Annotated in this window: 22 protein-coding genes; 14 read left to right on the top strand and 8 right to left on the bottom strand. The window is 46.4% G+C overall.

Annotation, left to right across the window (positions count from 1 at the left end):
* The first annotated feature begins 57 nt into the window (after window positions 1-57).
* From ACNFN4_RS10580 to ACNFN4_RS10530, 11 genes are read left to right on the top strand one after another with little or no spacing between them, the layout of a single operon-like run.
* On the top strand, window positions 58-483 hold the full coding sequence (locus tag ACNFN4_RS10580; protein WP_020955689.1) for a DUF2634 domain-containing protein: 426 nt from the start codon (window positions 58-60) through the stop codon (window positions 481-483).
* On the top strand, window positions 476-1,522 hold the full coding sequence (locus tag ACNFN4_RS10575; protein ID WP_094295694.1) for a baseplate J/gp47 family protein: 1,047 nt from the start codon (window positions 476-478) through the stop codon (window positions 1,520-1,522). Before ACNFN4_RS10580 ends, ACNFN4_RS10575 begins: the two co-directional genes overlap by 8 nt.
* Window positions 1,506-2,084, top strand: a complete 579-nt coding sequence (locus ACNFN4_RS10570) for a YmfQ family protein (protein ID WP_007407262.1) — start codon at window positions 1,506-1,508, stop codon at window positions 2,082-2,084. The genes ACNFN4_RS10575 and ACNFN4_RS10570 overlap by 17 nt, the downstream gene beginning before the upstream one ends.
* A complete protein-coding gene (locus ACNFN4_RS10565; protein ID WP_003154822.1) occupies window positions 2,081-2,353 on the top strand; it encodes a hypothetical protein in 273 nt (90 codons plus the stop codon). Before ACNFN4_RS10570 ends, ACNFN4_RS10565 begins: the two co-directional genes overlap by 4 nt.
* A 2-nt stretch (window positions 2,354-2,355) precedes the next feature.
* Window positions 2,356-3,987: a pyocin knob domain-containing protein gene (locus tag ACNFN4_RS10560; protein ID WP_448200154.1), complete on the top strand. Its 1,632-nt coding sequence runs from the start codon at window positions 2,356-2,358 to the stop codon at window positions 3,985-3,987.
* A gap of 12 nt (window positions 3,988-3,999) precedes the next feature.
* The gene (locus tag ACNFN4_RS10555; protein WP_448200153.1) at window positions 4,000-4,371 is read left to right on the top strand and encodes an XkdW family protein; all 372 of its coding nucleotides are present in this window, start codon (window positions 4,000-4,002) and stop codon (window positions 4,369-4,371) included.
* Between the two features lie 4 nt (window positions 4,372-4,375).
* Window positions 4,376-4,573 carry an XkdX family protein gene (locus ACNFN4_RS10550; protein WP_007610833.1) on the top strand — a complete coding sequence of 66 codons (198 nt, stop codon included), beginning with the start codon at window positions 4,376-4,378 and terminating at the stop codon, window positions 4,571-4,573.
* A 56-nt stretch (window positions 4,574-4,629) separates the two neighbouring features.
* Window positions 4,630-5,391 carry a phage portal protein gene (locus tag ACNFN4_RS10545; protein ID WP_160216823.1) on the top strand — a complete coding sequence of 254 codons (762 nt, stop codon included), beginning with the start codon at window positions 4,630-4,632 and terminating at the stop codon, window positions 5,389-5,391.
* A 51-nt stretch (window positions 5,392-5,442) separates the two neighbouring features.
* Window positions 5,443-5,706, top strand: coding sequence for a hemolysin XhlA family protein (locus ACNFN4_RS10540; RefSeq protein ID WP_021493821.1), 264 nt, complete (start codon window positions 5,443-5,445; stop codon window positions 5,704-5,706).
* A gap of 13 nt (window positions 5,707-5,719) precedes the next feature.
* Window positions 5,720-5,983 carry a phage holin gene (locus ACNFN4_RS10535; RefSeq protein WP_003154813.1) on the top strand — a complete coding sequence of 88 codons (264 nt, stop codon included), beginning with the start codon at window positions 5,720-5,722 and terminating at the stop codon, window positions 5,981-5,983.
* Between the two features lie 13 nt (window positions 5,984-5,996).
* On the top strand, window positions 5,997-6,875 hold the full coding sequence (locus ACNFN4_RS10530) for an N-acetylmuramoyl-L-alanine amidase (protein WP_007407257.1): 879 nt from the start codon (window positions 5,997-5,999) through the stop codon (window positions 6,873-6,875).
* 34 nt (window positions 6,876-6,909) lie between these two features.
* On the opposite strand, the gene ACNFN4_RS10525 is transcribed toward ACNFN4_RS10530, so the two are convergent.
* The 6 genes from ACNFN4_RS10525 to ACNFN4_RS10500 form a co-directional block, all read right to left on the bottom strand.
* Entirely contained in the window at window positions 6,910-7,035 is a 126-nt protein-coding gene (locus ACNFN4_RS10525; RefSeq protein ID WP_003154809.1) for a hypothetical protein, read from the bottom strand.
* Between the two features lie 96 nt (window positions 7,036-7,131).
* The gene (locus tag ACNFN4_RS10520; protein ID WP_003154807.1) at window positions 7,132-7,302 is read right to left on the bottom strand and encodes a type II toxin-antitoxin system SpoIISB family antitoxin; all 171 of its coding nucleotides are present in this window, start codon (window positions 7,300-7,302) and stop codon (window positions 7,132-7,134) included.
* Window positions 7,303-8,049 (bottom strand): type II toxin-antitoxin system SpoIISA family toxin, encoded by a 747-nt coding sequence (locus tag ACNFN4_RS10515; RefSeq protein WP_007407256.1) that lies wholly within the window; start codon window positions 8,047-8,049, stop codon window positions 7,303-7,305.
* Between the two features lie 103 nt (window positions 8,050-8,152).
* Window positions 8,153-9,151, bottom strand: a complete 999-nt coding sequence (locus tag ACNFN4_RS10510) for an inorganic phosphate transporter (protein WP_003154805.1) — start codon at window positions 9,149-9,151, stop codon at window positions 8,153-8,155.
* Between the two features lie 12 nt (window positions 9,152-9,163).
* Entirely contained in the window at window positions 9,164-9,781 is a 618-nt protein-coding gene (locus ACNFN4_RS10505) for a DUF47 domain-containing protein (protein WP_003154804.1), read from the bottom strand.
* A gap of 285 nt (window positions 9,782-10,066) precedes the next feature.
* Complete coding sequence (locus ACNFN4_RS10500; RefSeq protein ID WP_061862107.1) at window positions 10,067-11,383, bottom strand: APC family permease; 1,317 nt, start codon at window positions 11,381-11,383, stop codon at window positions 10,067-10,069.
* Window positions 11,384-11,705: 322 nt separating this feature from the next.
* On the opposite strand from ACNFN4_RS10500, the gene ACNFN4_RS10495 reads away from it, so the two are divergent.
* The 3 genes from ACNFN4_RS10495 (at window position 11,706) to ACNFN4_RS10485 (ending at window position 16,000) form a co-directional block, all read left to right on the top strand.
* Window positions 11,706-12,656 carry a ring-cleaving dioxygenase gene (locus ACNFN4_RS10495; protein WP_007610844.1) on the top strand — a complete coding sequence of 317 codons (951 nt, stop codon included), beginning with the start codon at window positions 11,706-11,708 and terminating at the stop codon, window positions 12,654-12,656.
* A 183-nt stretch (window positions 12,657-12,839) separates the two neighbouring features.
* The gene (locus ACNFN4_RS10490) at window positions 12,840-15,017 is read left to right on the top strand and encodes an ArnT family glycosyltransferase (RefSeq protein ID WP_182072620.1); all 2,178 of its coding nucleotides are present in this window, start codon (window positions 12,840-12,842) and stop codon (window positions 15,015-15,017) included.
* An 11-nt stretch (window positions 15,018-15,028) separates the two neighbouring features.
* Window positions 15,029-16,000: a glycosyltransferase family 2 protein gene (locus tag ACNFN4_RS10485; protein WP_182072622.1), complete on the top strand. Its 972-nt coding sequence runs from the start codon at window positions 15,029-15,031 to the stop codon at window positions 15,998-16,000.
* A gap of 88 nt (window positions 16,001-16,088) precedes the next feature.
* On the opposite strand, the gene ACNFN4_RS10480 is transcribed toward ACNFN4_RS10485, so the two are convergent.
* On the bottom strand, window positions 16,089-16,265 hold the full coding sequence (locus ACNFN4_RS10480) for a hypothetical protein (protein ID WP_014417532.1): 177 nt from the start codon (window positions 16,263-16,265) through the stop codon (window positions 16,089-16,091).
* 99 nt (window positions 16,266-16,364) lie between these two features.
* Window positions 16,365-17,714 (bottom strand): serine protease HtrA, encoded by a 1,350-nt coding sequence (gene htrA / locus ACNFN4_RS10475; RefSeq protein WP_152908836.1) that lies wholly within the window; start codon window positions 17,712-17,714, stop codon window positions 16,365-16,367.
* Window positions 17,715-17,939: the final 225 nt, after the last annotated feature.

The raw sequence follows: 17,939 nt of genomic DNA, 5'->3' as shown, positions 1-17,939 counted from the left end.
GCTTCATCATCCGAAGAGGGCTTTTTTACATGATCAAATCTAAAAGGAGCGGGTGCAATGGCCCTGACACCGGAAATCGAATTTGAAGATTTGGAGGATGCGAGTGAGGCCGTTGAAACTTCACAAACCTACCGAATTGATTTTGAAAACAACCGGATTACCAATGAACTGATAAACGGACTGGACGCAATCAGACAATTCGTCTATATCGCTCTTCACACAGAACGGTATTCATATTCGGTTTTCAGTCATGATATCGGAAACGAACTTCAGGAAGTGCTTTCAGATCAGAACACGACGGATGCTTATAAAAAAATGGAGATTCCAAGACTGATAGAAGAAGCCTTGCTGTATGATGACCGTATTTTGGCCGTTACCAATTTTGAGATTGAGAAAAAAGATGATGCCTTCACCGTCTCTTTTACCGTTGAAACTGATGAGGGCATGCTTGAGATAGAGGAGGTGCTGGGTGAGGATGTTTGAAGCTCAGACGTTTGACGACATTATGGACAGAATGCTGGCGCGCATTACGGCAGATATTGATACGAGAGAAGGCAGCGTCATTTACAATGCGCTCGCGCCTGCGGCCGCTGAGCTCGCAAAGTCTTATATTTGGCTTGATACCGTGCTGGAGCTCGTGTTTTCCGATACGGCTCAGGGAGAATTTCTGGACAGGCGTGCTGCTGAAGCGGGAATTGAACGAACACCTGCCACAAAAGCGGTCAGAGCCGGAGAATTCACAGCGGGCATCACCATTCCGCCAGGCTCCCGTTTCTTCGTTGATAACCTGTATTTTCAATATACGGGGGATGGAACGCTTGAATGTGAAACAGCCGGTGAAGCGGGCAATGCCGGCATTTCAGGGCAGAACCTGCTGCCGCTTGATACGATACCCGGGCTTGAGAAAGCAGTCATGCGCGATATATTAATTCCCGGCCGTGAGGAAGAAGACGACAACAGCTTAAGGGCGCGCTATTTTACCCGTGTCCGCCGGGAGGCAGTCAGCGCAAATAAACAGCATTATAAACAATGGGCCGAAGAGGTTGACGGCGTCGGCAGGGCGAAAATCTTCCCGCTTTGGAACGGAGCCGGAACGGTGAAGGTTGTCATCACAAATGCGAATTTGGAACCGGCATCAGATATTCTGATCAAGAAAGTAAAGGATTATATTGATCCGGACGAAGAGCAGGGAGAAGGACAGGCGCCGATCGGAGCGGCAGTAACGGTGGAAAGCGCCGTATGGAAGGAAATCGAAATCTCCGCTTCCGTGCTGCCTGAGCTGAACAGCTCGATCGATGACGTAAAAGCGGAGATTGAAAAAGGCGTCCTGAATTTATTTAAGAAAATGGCCTTCGAAGAAAACACCGTCCGTTTATCACAAATAAACAACATCGTTTATAACTCGGCATCCGTCAGTGACTACGCCGATATCAAAATGAACGGTGCGGCGGAAAACCTCGTGCTCAGTGACGTGGAAATTCCTAAACTCAAAGAGGTGACAATCCTTGAGCAGACTCGATGAGATGACGGCGTACCTCCCGCCGTTTTTAACCCGATTAAAAGAGATGGCACAACTGCTTGAGGCGGAAGCTCCTGAGTTTGAGCGGCAGAATAACGATATTTTCGATTTGACAGATCAGCTCTTTATCACGACGGCGACATGGGGGCTTGACCGCTGGGAAAAAATATTAAAAATACCGCGGGAATCAGGTGACACGGAGGATATGAGACGGCTCAGGCTGATTTCGAAGATGTCGAATATTCCGCCCATCACACATCAAGCGATCGAGCAGGCGCTAAACCGTTTTTTAAAACATCCGTCAGCTTACGTTCGGATGTTTCCGGGGCAGTATCGTTTTTATGCCGATATCGGGCTTGATGACCTGCAGCACATGAACGAGCTGATTGAAACGCTTGAAAAAATCAAACCCGCTCATTTGGCGTATACACTGAGAGCCGCATTAAACGAAACACTGGAAATCAAAGACCGGGTCATTCTCAACAATCGGAGATACCGAAAAGTCAGTGAACTGAAGGTCGGTTATTCCGTCACACTCAACAATAACGAGGTGGTCTTACCATGATATCAGCCGCTTACAGACAGCGTGCCGCAGCCGATCTGAAAAACAGGATCACAAAAGTGCTGTTAAACGGCAAAGAAACTCCGATTGCGGATATTTCCGTAAAAGATGCCGCAGTCACCGTTCTCACACGCAGGGAAGAAGACGTCAAACACATTGAAACCGTGCAGATGCTTGACGAAACAGGAAGCGTCATCACAGAACGAAAAACAAATTTAGATCTCAGCAATAACAGAACGCTTGATTTAAGATTTACCTTTGAGGTGGTGTAACGATGGCTTACGAAGAAAAAACAGACTGGCTTCCGGACGATCCGATTAACGAAGATGACGTCAACCGCTGGGAAAAAGGCATAAAAGACGCCCACACGGATCTGGCGGCCCATAAAAACGACATGAACAACCCGCACAAAACGACAAAGGCGCAAATCGGTCTCGGAAATGTAGACAACGTCCAGCAGGCAGCAAAAAAAGATTTCGACCGGCACAATCAAGATCTGGACCGGCATGTGACGAAAGCTGATAAGGATAAATGGAATGCAGGACAGCTGTTTAAATTAACGGAAGATAATGGGCTGGCAAAGTATCGAAGCGGTGCTGACTTTAATACGGTAACGGATACAGGTTTATATTATATGAGCAGTGTCACGAGTGCATTAAACGCGCCAGTGAATAATAACGGGTATTTGTTTGTTCACAACTACGGAACGTATGCTTATCAGGAATATACGTCCTATAGCAGCAGCGACTCAACGTCGTCAGGCCGACGAAAGTTTATGCGTAATAAAGTCTCAGGCTCGGATTCTTGGACGTCATGGCGTGAGTTGGAGTCAGTGGAAGGGTCGCAGTCAAAGGTCAACGCACATGCTGATAAAACAGATATTCACGTAACAAAATCTGATAAGGACAAATGGAACAATGCGCAGTTAAATAAAATTTCGAATGATGACGGCCAGCCGTTATTTAATGTCACAACTGATCTTCATGCTGAATTGTTAAATTATCCTTCATTGACCTATTTCTCATATGAAAAAACTGCGGCGAATACCCCTCCTGCAGGCGGACGCGGGTTTTGGACCTGCAGCGTCGGAAAGTCATATGGTCATGTTCTTGCCATGACAAATGACAACAGAACATTCCGCAAGTCTTTGGCAAATAATGTTTGGAGTGATTGGGTTGAATTGGACAACACAGAAGCTGTGCAAAAACTAGTAGACGCTCACGCCAATAAAAAAGACATCCATGTCACACAGGCGGATAAAAATATGTGGAACGGGGCACAGCTTTCGAAAATCACAAACGATAATGGCGGCTATCTTCTTACAATTGGTGATGATGATAACTTTCTTGAAAAAATCGTTACAAACGGAAGGGCGTTCGGCACCTTTTATTCAACCGGCAAAGCGGCAAACAGTCCGAGCAACGCTTCGACCCGCGGCATGTTTCATTTTACCTCTCTTGACAGTGAGGGAAAGGGAACGTTTGGGTATGTCATTGCCATCGATTATAAAAATAATATGTTCACGAACTATTTGGATTTGAACTTGGGCTGGCAGGGCTGGCGTCGCCTCGTTACTGAACTTGATACTGAGAATGTACCTTGGATAAATGTTCCTTATAAAAATGGCGCTAAATCAGGAGACAGGCCGCTTCAATACCGCAAAGTGGGAAACACCCTTCACCTGAACGGACACGTTCTTACGGACAGAGAAGTGGTATTTGGGAGTGTGCCATCCTCTTGTGCGCCGGCCAAAGGCGTTGTAACGATGGTTGCAGCCAGCGGCACCACCGGTTACAGCAAGTTTATTATTTATTCTAATGGAGATATGAAGCTGACGGGAATTATGGCCAATATAGAAAATAACGTGAACGGCTATTATATTGACCTTGTTTTGGCACTCACGTAAAGGAGCGAGAATATGAAATTAATATTTCCGTATGACAATGACAACATTTATACAGGCACTCCGGTTGAGCTTTATCCGGATTCTGAGACAGGAGATTATTTGATGCCGGCTAACGCTGCGGACTTTCCGCCGGAAATAAACGGCGAAGGCATGTGGCGCCCATTTTTTGATGAAGAGAAACAAGAATGGGTGGAAACGGCTGACGAAGCATATAAAGACAGCTTAAAAAAAGATACGGCTCCCGATTCAAACCAGCTTGCAGGCCTCGGGAGACAGCTGGCGAATGAGAAATTGGCCAGAAAAGCAGCCGAACAAGCGCAGCAGTCACTCGGCAGGCAATTAGCGTCTTTAAAATTAGAATTATTAAACATAAAAGGAGAATGAAAAAATGAAGAGACTTAACTTTTGGGTTTACGCTTTGTTTTATAAGTGGGCCTCAATAGAAATGGTAAAACAGGCTATGGGCTATGATGACTGTTCTGCCGAAGATCTGGCGGAAGGTGTGGCCGCGAAGTATATCACGCCTGAGGAATTTCAAGAAATAACGGGTGAAACATACGAAAACTATAAAAATGCTGTGTCATAAGCCGAACGGCTTTTTTTATTTGTCATTTTTAATAAATCAGAAAAGGAGGACGGCCGATGAAAAAGCATTCATTTGAATTTCCCGCCGATCAACTTGGCAGGCCCGGCGCCGTAAAAGCTTATCGCGGTAACAAAAACGATTATGTCACACCGGTTGCTGATTTGTCCGGAATGGGAGAGCTTCTTACCAATACGCCGCTAGAAGCGATTGAAGTATACAGCCAATTCGGACAAGACCGTTTAGGAGCCGTCTTAATAGACAGAGCACAGGGGTGGGCTTATTCGGACCGCAGCGGAACTCTTTTTATCGAAGAGAGCGAGGATAACAATTCGTGGACGGCTTCACATTCTGTCGCAGTCAAAGGCGGAGTGCTGACCGCTTCGGGGTGGGTCAGTCTGACAAAACGATATTACCGGTTCCGTTTTGAAAATGGAAATCAAAAGCAGTCCGAATTTGTTTTATACCAATCTGTCGGTACGGGCGGTGATATGGCGTTTTCATATACAGACGTGATTTTTCATGAAAATGCAGCAGAGGCGGGCGAGGGAAGCATCTTCTCAGCGGGCGCTTGGAAAAAACTTCTCGTCGAAATCACCGGCACGGCTGAGTCGGGCCATATCGCGTTTTGGGGGAGATCCATCTCGGGAAGAAATGTGCCGATCAGAGGAATCAGGTCTGAAGACGGAACATCAGCCGCCGGTACATCAGGCACAGACGAAGTGTGGTCATTTGATATTGCCGGCTTTAAGGAAATCGTCATGGAAATCAAAAGCATTTCCGGCGGGAGCCTTTCTGTCAAAGGCACGGCATTTTCGTAAGAATGAAACTTCCGAAGGGAGGTGAGAACAATGTAAGAGGGGGGAGCGGAAGTGCTTCTGGATGAACAAGCGGTGCAAAAAGAATTCGCAGGAATCAAAGGTGAACAAAAGGTGCTTGAACAGCGGGTGGCCGTATTAGAGCGGGTATCCGACCGGCACGATCAGCAAATCATGACGCTGAATGAAAAACTGAATAAAATTGACGAAAACACAACATGGATTAAGCGGACCATTACAGGAGCGATCGTGACAGCAATCTGCACGGGCGTCATTGGCGGAGCCATCGCCATCATGTACAATCTGCTGCAAAAGTAGGGGGGAAACCGATATGAAATTCGCGGACAAAGGCACGGTCGTCAGGACGGTGCTTCTTTTGCTTGCTTTATTGAATCAAACTTTGCTGATGTTCGGCAAATCGCCGCTGAATATTCAGGAGGACCAGGTCAGCCAGCTTGCAGATACGCTGTATGCCGCCGGGTCGGCCGTTTTTACAATCATAACGACTGCCGCCGCCTGGTTTAAAAACAATTACGTTACAGCAAAAGGGAAAAAACAGCAGGCTTTATTAAAAATAAACAATTTATCGAAATAGGAGAGATGAGAATATGGTAAAAATTACACAGGATTTTATCCCGGCAGGAAACAATAACCGCCCAGGCTATGCAATGACACCGATTTACATTACGGTGCACAATACAGCCAATACCGCAGTCGGAGCTAACGCCAAAAGTCACGCAAGCTATGTGAAAAATCCCGATACACCGACAAGCTGGCATTTCACAGTCGATGATACGGAAATTTATCAGCATCTTCCGCTGAACGAAAACGGCTGGCATGCCGGTGACGGAAACGGGGACGGCAACCGTAAATCCATCGGTATTGAAATTTGTGAAAACGCAGACGGCAACTTTTCACAGGCCGTGGCAAACGCCCAATGGCTCATCCGCACATTAATGACGTCGCACGGCATCCCGCTTGCGAATGTCGTTGCGCACAAGCATTGGTCAGGAAAGCTTTGTCCGAGAAGACTGTTGGATACATGGGATGAGTTTAAAGCGGGAATCGGTTCTGGGGAAAGACAGACGTATACCGTCCAAAAAGGAGATACGCTGTCAGCGATCGCGCGGAAATTCGGCGTCAGCGTGGCCGATCTGCAGAAATGGAATAACATCGCTGACCCGAACCTGATTAAAGTCGGACAAGTACTGATCGTCAGCCCGCCGGTTGAAGCACTGTATTCTCTTCCGGACGAGGTGATTCAGCTGACAGAGCCGTACACGTCCGGTGAAAAGGTATACCAGGTGCAAAACGCGCTCGCCGCACTTTATTTCTATCCTGAAAAAGGAGCTGTCAATAACGGCATTGACGGTATCTACGGTCCGAAAACCGCAGATGCCGTGGCCCGCTTCCAATCTGTAAACGGACTGACGTCTGACGGCGTCTACGGTCCCGCTGTAAAAGCGAAAATTCTGATGCAGCTTTAACAAAAAAGGCTGAGTCCCGTTCACATTGCGGGATTCAGCCTTTTTTCTTTTTTAACCGGTTCAATAGCCCGAGATTCCTCGCCCGCATCCTCAGCGAATAAGCGGAAAGCCCGAAGCGTCCGTAATCCACAAACTTTACGCGCCTGACAATTTTCTTCACATCATCACCTGTCGCATCTCTTTGTTAGTTTTATTATATGAAAGATAAGGAAAAAAGGAATAAGGACAAGAGCCGTGTCTCCTGTCCTTAGTGTAATCAAGCTTTTTTTTGTTTATACTTGTCAATCAGCCGCTCGTTTTCTTTGAAAATTCTGGCGGTATGAGGGCTGACCTGGTAACTTGCGATACTTGTCATTGAACGTTTTTTAAACATTTTGAACGGTTTCGCTCTTTGTTCCGGCTGCCCGTTTTGAAATGCCTGCTCCATTTAACCGTCACCTTCCTCTTCTATTGGCAGCATTAAATCATAAATGCTCGTTAGCGATGTGAAAAGCAAATAATCGAATTCCGTCAACAGGTTTTCCGACGTGAGTTTGATCACGTAATGGCGGTTTTGGACTGTAAACGGAATAAGCACAAGCCTGCCTTTTTGATCATAGTAGACGTCTTTACGGTTAAGACGGGACTGAACGTCTGCCGCATCAGGCATATGCTCCGTCAAGCGGTCCTTATCCGATTGTGCGGAATAGTCGCACAAGGAAGCCGTGACATTCATTTTTTCGGCATAAGCGGCCAGCAGTCTGCTGATGCCTTCCGCATAAGCTTCTGTACTTCCATAATATACATGGATCGGTTCATTTTTCAACAGATATTGATAGGTTTTCAGTTTTTCAAGATAGGAGTGAAGCATTTCGTTATTTTCTTCTAAAATTTCCCGCGTATCCGTCTCTAATTCATTGCCGGCGAGCTTTTTGATATACGCGCTCAAAAAGATAAACGCATCAATAAGGGCAAAGCAGACGGCAACAATCAAATATTGTCTCCATGCGGCAAAGAGCGATTCGGGATCATATGTCCAATAGACCATGGAGCCCAGTACAAATAGTAAATACCACGTTTTACGGATGGCAAACATTTTTTCTTTTACCTTTGCCTCATACCGCCAGGATGCGTACACATATAAAATGAGTGCGGCCGCCATCGTCCACACCATAATCTGAAAAAACAAAAGCATGAGCATCCCTCACAATTTGAAAAATGGTCTGCTATGTTCATTCTATGTCATGACATCATTTTCCTGTCACAAAAAAACCGCTTCTGTAAAGAAGCGGATGTCATCAGAAAAACAGATCTAAGATGAAAAAGGCGATGGCGCCGAGTGTACCTGCAATCGGCAGGGTGATGACCCATGTAATGAGCATCCGTTTAGCCGTTCCCCAGTTTACGCCTTTTACGCGGTGGGAAGCGCCCACACCGAGAATGGAAGACGAAATGACGTGTGTCGTGCTGACAGGGAGATGAATAAACGTGGCCCCGAAAATAATGGCTGCGCCGGTTAAGTCGGCAGATACGCCGTTTACCGGACGGATTTTCATAATTTTCCCGCCGACGGTTTTAATGATTTTCCAGCCGCCGATGGATGTGCCGAGACCCATTGCCAGGGCACAAGAGAGCTGCACCCAAAAAGGAATGGCATCACTTTTATGTAAATTGGCAGTCATAAGCGCCATCGTAATGATACCCATCGCTTTTTGCGCGTCGTTCGTTCCGTGTGTATAGGACTGAATGGCAGCCGTCAAAATCTGCACTCTGCGGAAGCGTTTATTTGTTTTCGCCAGATTGCTGTCTTTAAAAATCAGCTTCACGATCGAATATACGATAAAGCCGAGAACAAAGGCGATGATCGGTGATAAAATAAGTGCTTCGATAATTTTAATGAACCCTTTATAATTAAGCGTCGCAAAACCTGACGCTGCAATGGCCGCACCGGCGATCGCTCCGATAATCGCATGTGAAGAGCTGCTCGGAATGCCGAAATACCATGTGATCAAGTTCCAGGCGATTGCGGCGAGTAGAGCCGCCAGAATGACAACTGACCCGTTGTCTAATGTATAAGGATTCACAATGTCCTTTGTAATGGTTTTCGCCACACCGGTAAATGTCATCGCTCCGAGAAAGTTCATGATGGCGGCCATGACGATTGCGTGCCGCGGCTTCAGAGCTTTTGTCGAAACTGAGGTGGCGATTGCGTTTGCGGTATCGTGAAATCCGTTAATGAAGTCAAATACCAAAGCGCATATGACAATTAATATCGTTAAAAGTAATAGAGTATCCATTATAACCCCTCGTTACGCGTTTTTCATAATAATGGTTTCAAGGTTATTGGCAACGCTTTGGCAAGAGTCGGCAATTTCCTCAAGCGTTTCGTAAATCTCGCGGTACTGAATCACTTTAATCGGATCGGTTTCTGTGCCGAACAGATTTTTTAATGATTTACGGTGCAGGTTATCACAGCTGTGCTCGTATTCCTTAATTTTAATGGCGTGAGGGTGAATGTCCTTCAATCGGTTTTCTGCAAGCAGCTCAATCGTGATTAAAATTTCCTTCGCGCACTCTCTGATGTATCCGCTGAACTTATCGATATGCTCATCGGAAGAAGTGATCGAGAAAATCTCCATCATTGCTGAAAAATGTTCGATTCCGTCAAGCACGTCATCGAGGCTGTTTGTCAGCTCAAGGATGTCTTCACGTTCAATGGGAGTGATAAAAGCTTTGTTCAGCTCTTTAATCATGACATGAACATGATTATCTCCTTTTGTTTCAAACTCTTTTAACGTATCGGCAAATTCCTTTAAAGTCGTCTGGTTCGTCACTTTAAAGTTGACAAAGTATTCTGCGGTTTCGTCTATGTTTTTTGCGATTTCTGTTAAAAGGAGTGAGAACTTATCTTTTTTTCTTTTTATCATTAAAAACCCTCCATTGTTTGAATGAGACAATGCACACATCAAATTATTATATAGCCTTTTGTCGAAAAAAAACAGATAAAGTCGAAAAAAACGCCTCTTGATTTTTTCGTAAAAACGTGTCTCATCCTGTTTTTCTTATGTTACCCACTTCGCCAAAAAAACGTAACATACTTCGAATTCAGACATCTTGCTTAAAAAGTATAACAAAAGATGTGAATTTGCTGTCAACTTTTGCACGTGATTTTGCCAGAAAAAAAACGGCTCCCGTAAAAGGAACCGTTTTTATCAGTTTTTTCTGCCGTTTTTCAGCCAAAAATAAAGCGGCAGCCCGGCGAGGCCGATCAAGAGGGACAGCGCGCAGCTCAGTGTATCTGTAATGACCGTGCTGATCAGCACAAACAGTGAACCCGCGATGGCCAAAACAGGAATGATCGGATACAAAGGCACGCTGTAGGCGCGCGGTTTTCCGCCGCTTTTTTTTCTGAGGATAAACACGGCGAAAAAGGCCATGACGTAAAAAATATAAATCATGAAAATAGAGATTTCAGACAGCTTATCGGGATTGCTGGCGATCATAAAAATAATGGCCAGCGCGATCTGAAATGATACGGCAATCCACGGGGTGCGGAACGTCGGATGCACCCGCGAAATCTGTCCGGCAAACGGCAGCTGTTTCCGTTCCGCCATCGCAAACGAGACACGCGGAAAAGCGAGAATCTTTCCGTTTAAACAGCCGAAGATGCTGACGATGATTCCGACGCTGATCAATTTTCCTCCGATGTCGCCAAACAGCATTCCGGCAGCGGTGCCGGTCGCATTTTCACCGAGTTTGACGATGTCGGTCGCAGGAAGAATGTGCAGCAGCGCAAAGTTAATGAAAAGATAAATGGCGGTGACGACCAGCAGTCCGCCCGTCATCGCTCTCGGGAGCAGCTTTTCCGGATTTTTCATCTCGCCGCCGAGTGCCGCAAGCAGAATCCAGCCGTCATAAGCAAACAAGGTGGCCAGTATGGCAGCGCCGAAATTCATGTCCGACATGCTGCTTGTAACGGCTGTAAAAATATGCTGATCGCCTTTCCAAAGGCCGAACACGATCATGCAGATAATCGGAATCAATTTGCCGACAGTCGTAATTCCCTGGACGATGCCGCCATATTTCGTTCCGATAATATTAATGATGCTTAAAAACAAAACGGCTGAAATCCCGATCAATTTAGACCAGCCGGAATCCCAATTGAACAAGTGCGCCATCAAAGAGCCGAAATACAAGCCGATTGCTCCGATAATGGCGGGGCCGTAAATGATAATTTGAACCCATCCGCACAAAAAGCCCCAAAATTCGCCGTACACTTCTTCGAGATATGTATAAAGTCCGCCCGTTTTCGGAATCTGAGTGCCGATTTCCGCAACGGTCAAGCCGCCGGCAAGCGTCAAAATACCTCCTAACAGCCACGCGATAAGCGCGGTTTTCGCATCACCGGAGTAGGCAAGCACGGCGCCTGGTTTCATAAATACGCCGGAACCGATGATGGTGCCGATAACAAGTGAGAGGGCGATGGTAAGGCCGATCTCTTTTTTAAGTCCGTTCTCTTCAATCTGCATATCCTTTCCCTCCAGATGTAAAATCGTCATGATGAAAAAACTATTTTCCATATTGTAAACCCTAATTGCTGAAACACGAATAAAATAAATTTTCTGATTTTGTTGTTTTCCCTAAAAGATAAAGGTTTCTGCTTTTGAGAAGGAAAAAATACCGTTTTAAAAGCGAACATTAATGGTTTTTTTATATCAAAAGTTCGTTATTTAGGGAGCGGTATTCTGCAGACCGTCTGTGAAGCAGATGGGTTGACTTTACGATCCGGATAACATAAATTGTATATATAAAATATCTCGAAATCGAGATAATTGACTGGAGGATAACATAATGAAAGTTAATGGAATACACCATGTATCAGCATTGACGGCTGATGCGCAGAAAAATTTAGATTTCTATCGGAACATCCTGGGACTGAAGCTTGTGAAAAAGTCCGTAAACCAAGATGAACCGACGATGTATCATTTGTTTTACGGTGATGAAACAGCCAATCCGGGATCTGAATTGACGTTTTTCGAGATTCCGCGGATTGCGCCGTTTCATGCGGGAACAAACAGTATTTCTTCAATCGGCCTGCGTGTCCCGGATGCACAAGCGCTCCAATATTGGAAAAAACGATTTGAAGAGCATCAGGTCTCTCACAGTGAGATCGTGAAAATAGCGGGCAGGGACACACTCGCTTTTCAGGATCATGAAGGACAGCGGCTTGTGCTGACAGCTGACGAAAAAGGAAAAGACATCGGTGAAGCGGTGAAGCAAAGCGGCATACCGGAAGAATATTCTTTCCGCGGTCTTGGTCCCGTTGAATTGACCGTCCCGTATGCAGAACCGACGCTGCGTGTGTTAACCGATGTGCTGGGCTTCACTGAAATCGGGAAAGAAACGCATGAAGACCGGGGCACGGTTACGGTGCTCGAATCCGGAAACGGAGGCGCGCGTACAGAAGTCCATCTCATTGAAAGAAACGATCTTCCGCGCGAGCGTCCTGGAAAAGGCAGCGTGCACCATGTGGCCTTCCGCGTCCAGAATGAAGAGGAGCTTGCTTTATGGCACCGCATCATTACGAAAGAAGGTTTCAGCAACTCAGGCATTGTAGAGCGTTATTATTTCAAAGCGCTGTACTTCCGGGAGCCGAACGGAATTCTGTTTGAATTGTCAACGGACGGTCCGGGATTTATGGTTGATGAAAAACCTGAAGAGCTGGGCAAAACGGTTGCGCTCCCGCCTTATCTCGAACACCGCCGTTCTGAAATAGAAGCACGGCTGAAACCGATTCAGTAAATCAGAAATCATGACAGATGCCTCCCGGCTTGACGGGGGCATCTTTTTTTTGCTTTTTTACCCGTTTTGTCATTCTTTTTACCTATTTGTAAACGGCAAAATAATTGTCTTTGTTTATTAATAAATTTTTCACATTTGGTTGTTACACTTGTTCAAAGTTAAACAAAAGGAGTGAAAACACAGGTGAAAATGAAAAAACGCGAGATAGACGCAGTCTTAATTCTCATTTTACTCGCTTCCGCATTCTTGAATATGTACAACATCTGGAATGACGATACGGTGAATCCTTATTACACCGCAGCGGTAACGAGTATGCTTCAAAGCTTTCATAATTTCTTTTACGCTTCATTTGACGCAGCCGGGTTTATCACGGTAGATAAACCGCCTGTGACATACCAGATTCAAACGATCAGCGCGCTGATATTCGGTATGCACGGGTGGAGCGTCATCCTGCCTCAGGCATTGGCGGGTGTAGGTTCAGTTCTATTCATGTACTTATTAATAAAGCCGACGTTCGGAAAAACGGCGGCGCGCATCGCCTCATTTGTCATGGCGTGTACACCGATCGCAGTAGCGGTCGCGCGGACGAACAATGTCGATGCTTTACTGGTCTTTTTCCTCTTGTTCGCCACATGGCTTCTCTTTAAAGCAATCAGAAAAGGCAGACTGATCTGGCTTTTGGCGGCATTTTTTGTCGTCGGAGCAGGCTTTAACACAAAAATGCTTCAGGCTTATATGATTTTGCCGGCCTTCTTGCTGTTCTATATGATTGCGGCAAACACCACGATTAAGAAAAAAATCATTTCATTGGTAAGCGCGTTAGCCGTTTTAGCAGCCGTTTCATTGTCATGGCCGCTCATTGTTGACAATATTCCTGCCAGCAAAAGGCCATATGTCGGAAGCAGCCAGACAAACTCCGTATTGGAATTGGCCTTCGGATATAACGGGATTCAGCGGCTGACAGGGCAAAGTTCCGGCGGCGGCCAGGGCGGGCCGGACGGAAACGCATCGAAAGAGATGTCTTCTTCCGGCGGTTCTTCACAAATGCAAAAACCGCCTGGCCAGTCTTCAAGCAGCAGTTCAGCAAGCGGAGACAAATCACAAAACGGCAGTATGACGGCACCTCCATCTAACGGGAAAATGCCAAGCGGCGGCGAAATGCCAAGCGGCGGTCAAGGAGGCCCTCCAAGCGGCGGAGATGGCGGCGGAGGCGGTCCCGGCGGCGGAGGAAAAAGCGGTACAGGCACCGGCTCGAAAATGCAATCAGGTTCAGGAATGTTCGGTACGGGAACCCCTGGTCCGCTGCGCCTTTTCCAAACGGAATTATCTGATCAGATCAGCTGGCTCCTGCCGTTTGCGATTTTTGGAATGGCCGGTTTATTGATCGCCGGGGCGAGAGAAAGAAGACGATTATCAGCAGAACAGAAGGAAACGATCTTTTGGGCAGCGTGGCTTGTGCCGATTGCCGGATTCTTCAGTGTCGCAGAATTTTTCCACCATTATTATCTCATTATGCTGGCGCCTCCGATCGCGGCACTTGTCGGTGCGGGATGGGTCGCCCTCGTTCATCTGTACCGCAAGCAGGCGGGATGGAAAACTTGGCTATTGCCGGCCGCTATTCTTGTGACAACCGGATTTGAGCTGTTTATCCTCAGAAACTACAATGATCAAATCGGCGCAGGCTGGAGCATCGGAATAGGCGTTATCGGCGCAGTGGCAGCAATCGCTCTGTTCGTATTCAAACAGCGCCAAAAACCGCTCAGTTATTATGTTTCACTTGCAGCCCTTCTCGTCTTGATGGTCATGCCGATTTATTGGGCGAGCACACCGCTTCTGTACGGAGGCAACAGCTCATTGCCTGAAACAGGCCCTCAGCTCGCTTCAACAAGCGGAAAAGGCATGGGAATGGATAACGCATCTGTCAATACAAAACTGATCAACTATTTAGAGAAGCACAACGCCGGAGCGGACTATCTATTTGCAACAACCGATTCCAACACTGCGGCGCCTTACATTATTAAAACGAAAAAAGCGGTCATGGCGATCGGCGGATACAGCGGGTCTGACCCGGCCATTACGCTGGCCCAATTTAAAAAGCTCGTAAAAGAAGGGAAAGTAAAATACTTCTTAGCATCCGGAATGGGCAAAGGCGGAAATAACGATATTGTGCAGTGGGTTGAGAAAAACGGAAAGAAAGTATCTTCAGATAAATGGCAATCAAACACAGATCAGAAAACGAAAAATAGTGATGCAGCTGATAAAAAAAGCAGCAAGGCCTCAGGTAAAAACAGCCGAATGAGCGGCGGGCCGGGCGGAATGAATCAATCAGCTTCACTATACGAACTTCAATCTGATGAATAGGAGGAAAAAACATGAGCAGACATATTCAATATTCAATAGTCGTCCCGGTTTATAACGAGGAACTCGTCATTCAGACAACCTATCAGCGTCTGAAAGAAGTGATGGATCAAACAAAAGAGCATTATGAATTGATCTTTGTCAATGATGGAAGCAAAGACCGCAGTATTGAGATTTTAAGAGAGCAAAGTCTGATTGATCCGAGAGTGAAAATTATTGATTTTTCCAGAAACTTCGGACATCAGATCGCGATCACAGCGGGTATGGATTATGCAGAGGGGAATGCAATCGTCGTCATTGACGCCGATTTGCAGGACCCTCCTGAATTAATCCTTGATATGATTGAGCAGTGGAAAGAAGGCTACGATGTGGTGTACGCCGTCAGAACGAAACGAAAGGGAGAAACCTTTTTCAAGAAACAGACGGCCTCTATGTTTTACCGGCTGCTGCGGAACGTGACTGATATTGATATTCCGCTCGACACCGGAGATTTCCGCCTGCTGGACAGAAAAGTCTGTGATGAGATGAAAAAATTAAAAGAAAAAAATCCTTTTGTCAGAGGGCTCGTCAGCTGGGTTGGCTTTAAGCAGACTGCTGTAGAATATGAACGAGATGAGCGGCTTGCGGGGGAAACGAAATACCCGCTTAAAAAAATGCTGAAGCTTTCCATGGACGGGATCACAACGTTCTCTCATAAACCGCTCAAGGCGGCAAGTTATGCGGGAATGGTCATGTCCGGAGCGGGTTTTCTCTATATGTTTATTGTTTTATACATGAAGCTGTTTACGAACAGCACCATTACGGGCTGGTCCTCTCTGATTGTGATACAGCTGTTATTCAGCGGCATCGTTCTATTAATGCTCGGAATGATCGGCGAATATATCGGAAGGATTTATGACGAAGCAAAAGACCGTCCGCTCTATATCGTGCAAAAAGCGTACGGCATTAAAAACGAAAAGATTTATCGGGACCAGCACATGTCTTAACCGAAGCACCCTGTCCGGCCAGCGGACAGGGTGCTTTTATGTGAAATAAAAGCCGCGGGATGACAGAATGTCCCGCGGCTTTTTTTATTCATCTGCGGCCGGTCTGCGTGTGCAGAGAGCGCATGATCAGTCCGGTTCCCGAAAGGTTCAGTAAAATGCTTGCACCAAGCGTCATTCCCCAAGCAGCGTTTTGCTGAGGAAGCTGAATGCTCAGCTGCAGCAAGATCAGACCGGTAACGACCAGCAAAAGTCCGGTTTGTTTCATGTGTGTGTATCCTCCTTTGTACACTAAGTCATACGGCTGATCCAGGCCTAAAGTTTCATCCGTATATAAAAAATCCAAGGCGGCTGCCTTGGATTTTTGTTAAGAAGATGTTTCTTCTTTTTGAGTCAGTTTCATTTTTTTCGTCATTTCCTTGCCGTTTCTGATAATCTTCACGTCAACGGTGCTGCCGACTTTCGTATTCTTGTAGAGAATATTGCGAAGTTCGCTGCCCGTGTCGGTTTCTTTCCCTTTTAAGCTGATAATGATGTCTTCTGCTTTTAATCCGGCTTTGGCTGCAGGTGAGCCCTGCGCCACTTCGCGAATATAAACGCCTTTATTCAGCTGTTTGCCGAAAAGCCCGAGTGTGCCTTCCTGATAGTTTTGCGGCACTTGTTCCAAGTCGATCATGCTCACGCCGATATAAGGGCGCTCCACCTGTCCTTTCGTGAGAAGCTCTTCGGCGATCGGTTTTACATCGTTGCTCGGGATAGCAAAGCCGATGCCTTCTACATCACTTTCGCTGATTTTCATGCTGTTGATGCCGATGATTTTGCCGTCTGTATTCAAGAGCGGTCCGCCGCTGTTTCCGGGATTGATGGCGGCATCGGTTTGGATGACGTTGATGCTTGACTCACCGGCTGACGTAGAGATCGAGACGGTTCTGTTTAAGCCGCTCACGATGCCCTGTGTGACGGTGCGGGAAAGGTCTTTTCCGAGCGGATCACCGATGGCGATGACGGATTCACCCGTTCTGAGAGCGGATGAGCTGCCGAAGCTTGCCGTTTTTGTCACGTGTTTATCACTGATTTCTAAAACGGCCAAGTCTGTCAGAGAGTCGCTGCCGACGAGTTTAGCTGTTACATCGGTGCCGTCATATAATGACACTTTAAGGGAAGAGGCGCCTTCGACCACGTGGTTATTCGTAATGATATACGCTTTGCCGTTTGCTTTCTTAAAAATAACGCCTGAACCCGATCCCGTTTCCGCATCTTCACCCGATGAATTTGAGTTTGAATCTGAGCTTGATCCGAATCCGAATAAATCGGAACTGCTTTGCTGCTTTTGCAGATTGGTGATCCCGACGATCGCCGGTGAAATGTCTTCCACCATATTCGAAATGCTGCTTGAATTTGCCGATGAGCTGTTTGCCGATTTGCTGCTGCCGGAATCAGAAGATGTCTGCTTGGCGGTTACCGATGACGTTTCCTGAGCGGGAGCCGTATTGGAAGTATCTTGAGTCTGATGGTCTCCAAGCGGCGTAAATGTATAGATGCCGAGGGCGAGCCCTCCGCCGATCACTCCGCCGAGAAGCGGTCTGAACCAGCCGAAGCTTCTTTTTTTCTTGTCCTCGTCCGGCGCGGAATATCTGGCCGGCTGCGGGTTTTCTTTTACTAAAAGGACTTCCTGTTCTTTTTGGTCTGTCCGATTTTCATCACGATAGTTATCCATCATGTTCACTCCGTTTCTCTATTTTCATCATAGCATGATTTGCCTATTATTACTGACTCCATCTTAAACAAAAAGTGTGGGATAATAATGAAAAGATTGTGGGAAATTGTGAAAAAGGCGTAATCGGACGGAGGCGCTTTATATTGACAATTTCCATCGGATTTGAAATAATAAATGAGATATTATGTTCAATCCTTCACATGAAAAGATATGAAAAATTCTGTC

Source organism: Bacillus sp. N1(2025) (genome assembly GCF_053470005.1).
The sequence above is the reverse complement of the archived record's forward strand: the minus strand, read 5'-3'. Positions and strand labels throughout refer to the sequence as shown.

Bases quoted from the DNA above. Each gene is read 5' to 3' on its own strand.
- ACNFN4_RS10580 (WP_020955689.1), top strand. From the start codon at position 58: ATGGCCCTGACACCGGAAATCGAATTTGAAGATTTGGAGGATGCGAGT.
- ACNFN4_RS10575 (WP_094295694.1), top strand. From the start codon at position 476: ATGTTTGAAGCTCAGACGTTTGACGACATTATGGACAGAATGCTGGCG.
- ACNFN4_RS10565 (WP_003154822.1), top strand. From the start codon at position 2,081: ATGATATCAGCCGCTTACAGACAGCGTGCCGCAGCCGATCTGAAAAAC.
- ACNFN4_RS10560 (WP_448200154.1), top strand. From the start codon at position 2,356: ATGGCTTACGAAGAAAAAACAGACTGGCTTCCGGACGATCCGATTAAC.
- ACNFN4_RS10555 (WP_448200153.1), top strand. From the start codon at position 4,000: ATGAAATTAATATTTCCGTATGACAATGACAACATTTATACAGGCACT.
- ACNFN4_RS10550 (WP_007610833.1), top strand. From the start codon at position 4,376: ATGAAGAGACTTAACTTTTGGGTTTACGCTTTGTTTTATAAGTGGGCC.
- ACNFN4_RS10545 (WP_160216823.1), top strand. From the start codon at position 4,630: ATGAAAAAGCATTCATTTGAATTTCCCGCCGATCAACTTGGCAGGCCC.
- ACNFN4_RS10535 (WP_003154813.1), top strand. From the start codon at position 5,720: ATGAAATTCGCGGACAAAGGCACGGTCGTCAGGACGGTGCTTCTTTTG.
- ACNFN4_RS10530 (WP_007407257.1), top strand. From the start codon at position 5,997: ATGGTAAAAATTACACAGGATTTTATCCCGGCAGGAAACAATAACCGC.
- ACNFN4_RS10520 (WP_003154807.1), bottom strand. From the start codon at position 7,302: ATGGAGCAGGCATTTCAAAACGGGCAGCCGGAACAAAGAGCGAAACCG.
- ACNFN4_RS10515 (WP_007407256.1), bottom strand. From the start codon at position 8,049: ATGCTTTTGTTTTTTCAGATTATGGTGTGGACGATGGCGGCCGCACTC.
- ACNFN4_RS10510 (WP_003154805.1), bottom strand. From the start codon at position 9,151: ATGGATACTCTATTACTTTTAACGATATTAATTGTCATATGCGCTTTG.
- ACNFN4_RS10505 (WP_003154804.1), bottom strand. From the start codon at position 9,781: ATGATAAAAAGAAAAAAAGATAAGTTCTCACTCCTTTTAACAGAAATC.
- ACNFN4_RS10500 (WP_061862107.1), bottom strand. From the start codon at position 11,383: ATGCAGATTGAAGAGAACGGACTTAAAAAAGAGATCGGCCTTACCATC.
- ACNFN4_RS10495 (WP_007610844.1), top strand. From the start codon at position 11,706: ATGAAAGTTAATGGAATACACCATGTATCAGCATTGACGGCTGATGCG.
- ACNFN4_RS10485 (WP_182072622.1), top strand. From the start codon at position 15,029: ATGAGCAGACATATTCAATATTCAATAGTCGTCCCGGTTTATAACGAG.
- ACNFN4_RS10480 (WP_014417532.1), bottom strand. From the start codon at position 16,265: ATGAAACAAACCGGACTTTTGCTGGTCGTTACCGGTCTGATCTTGCTG.
- htrA (WP_152908836.1), bottom strand. From the start codon at position 17,714: ATGGATAACTATCGTGATGAAAATCGGACAGACCAAAAAGAACAGGAA.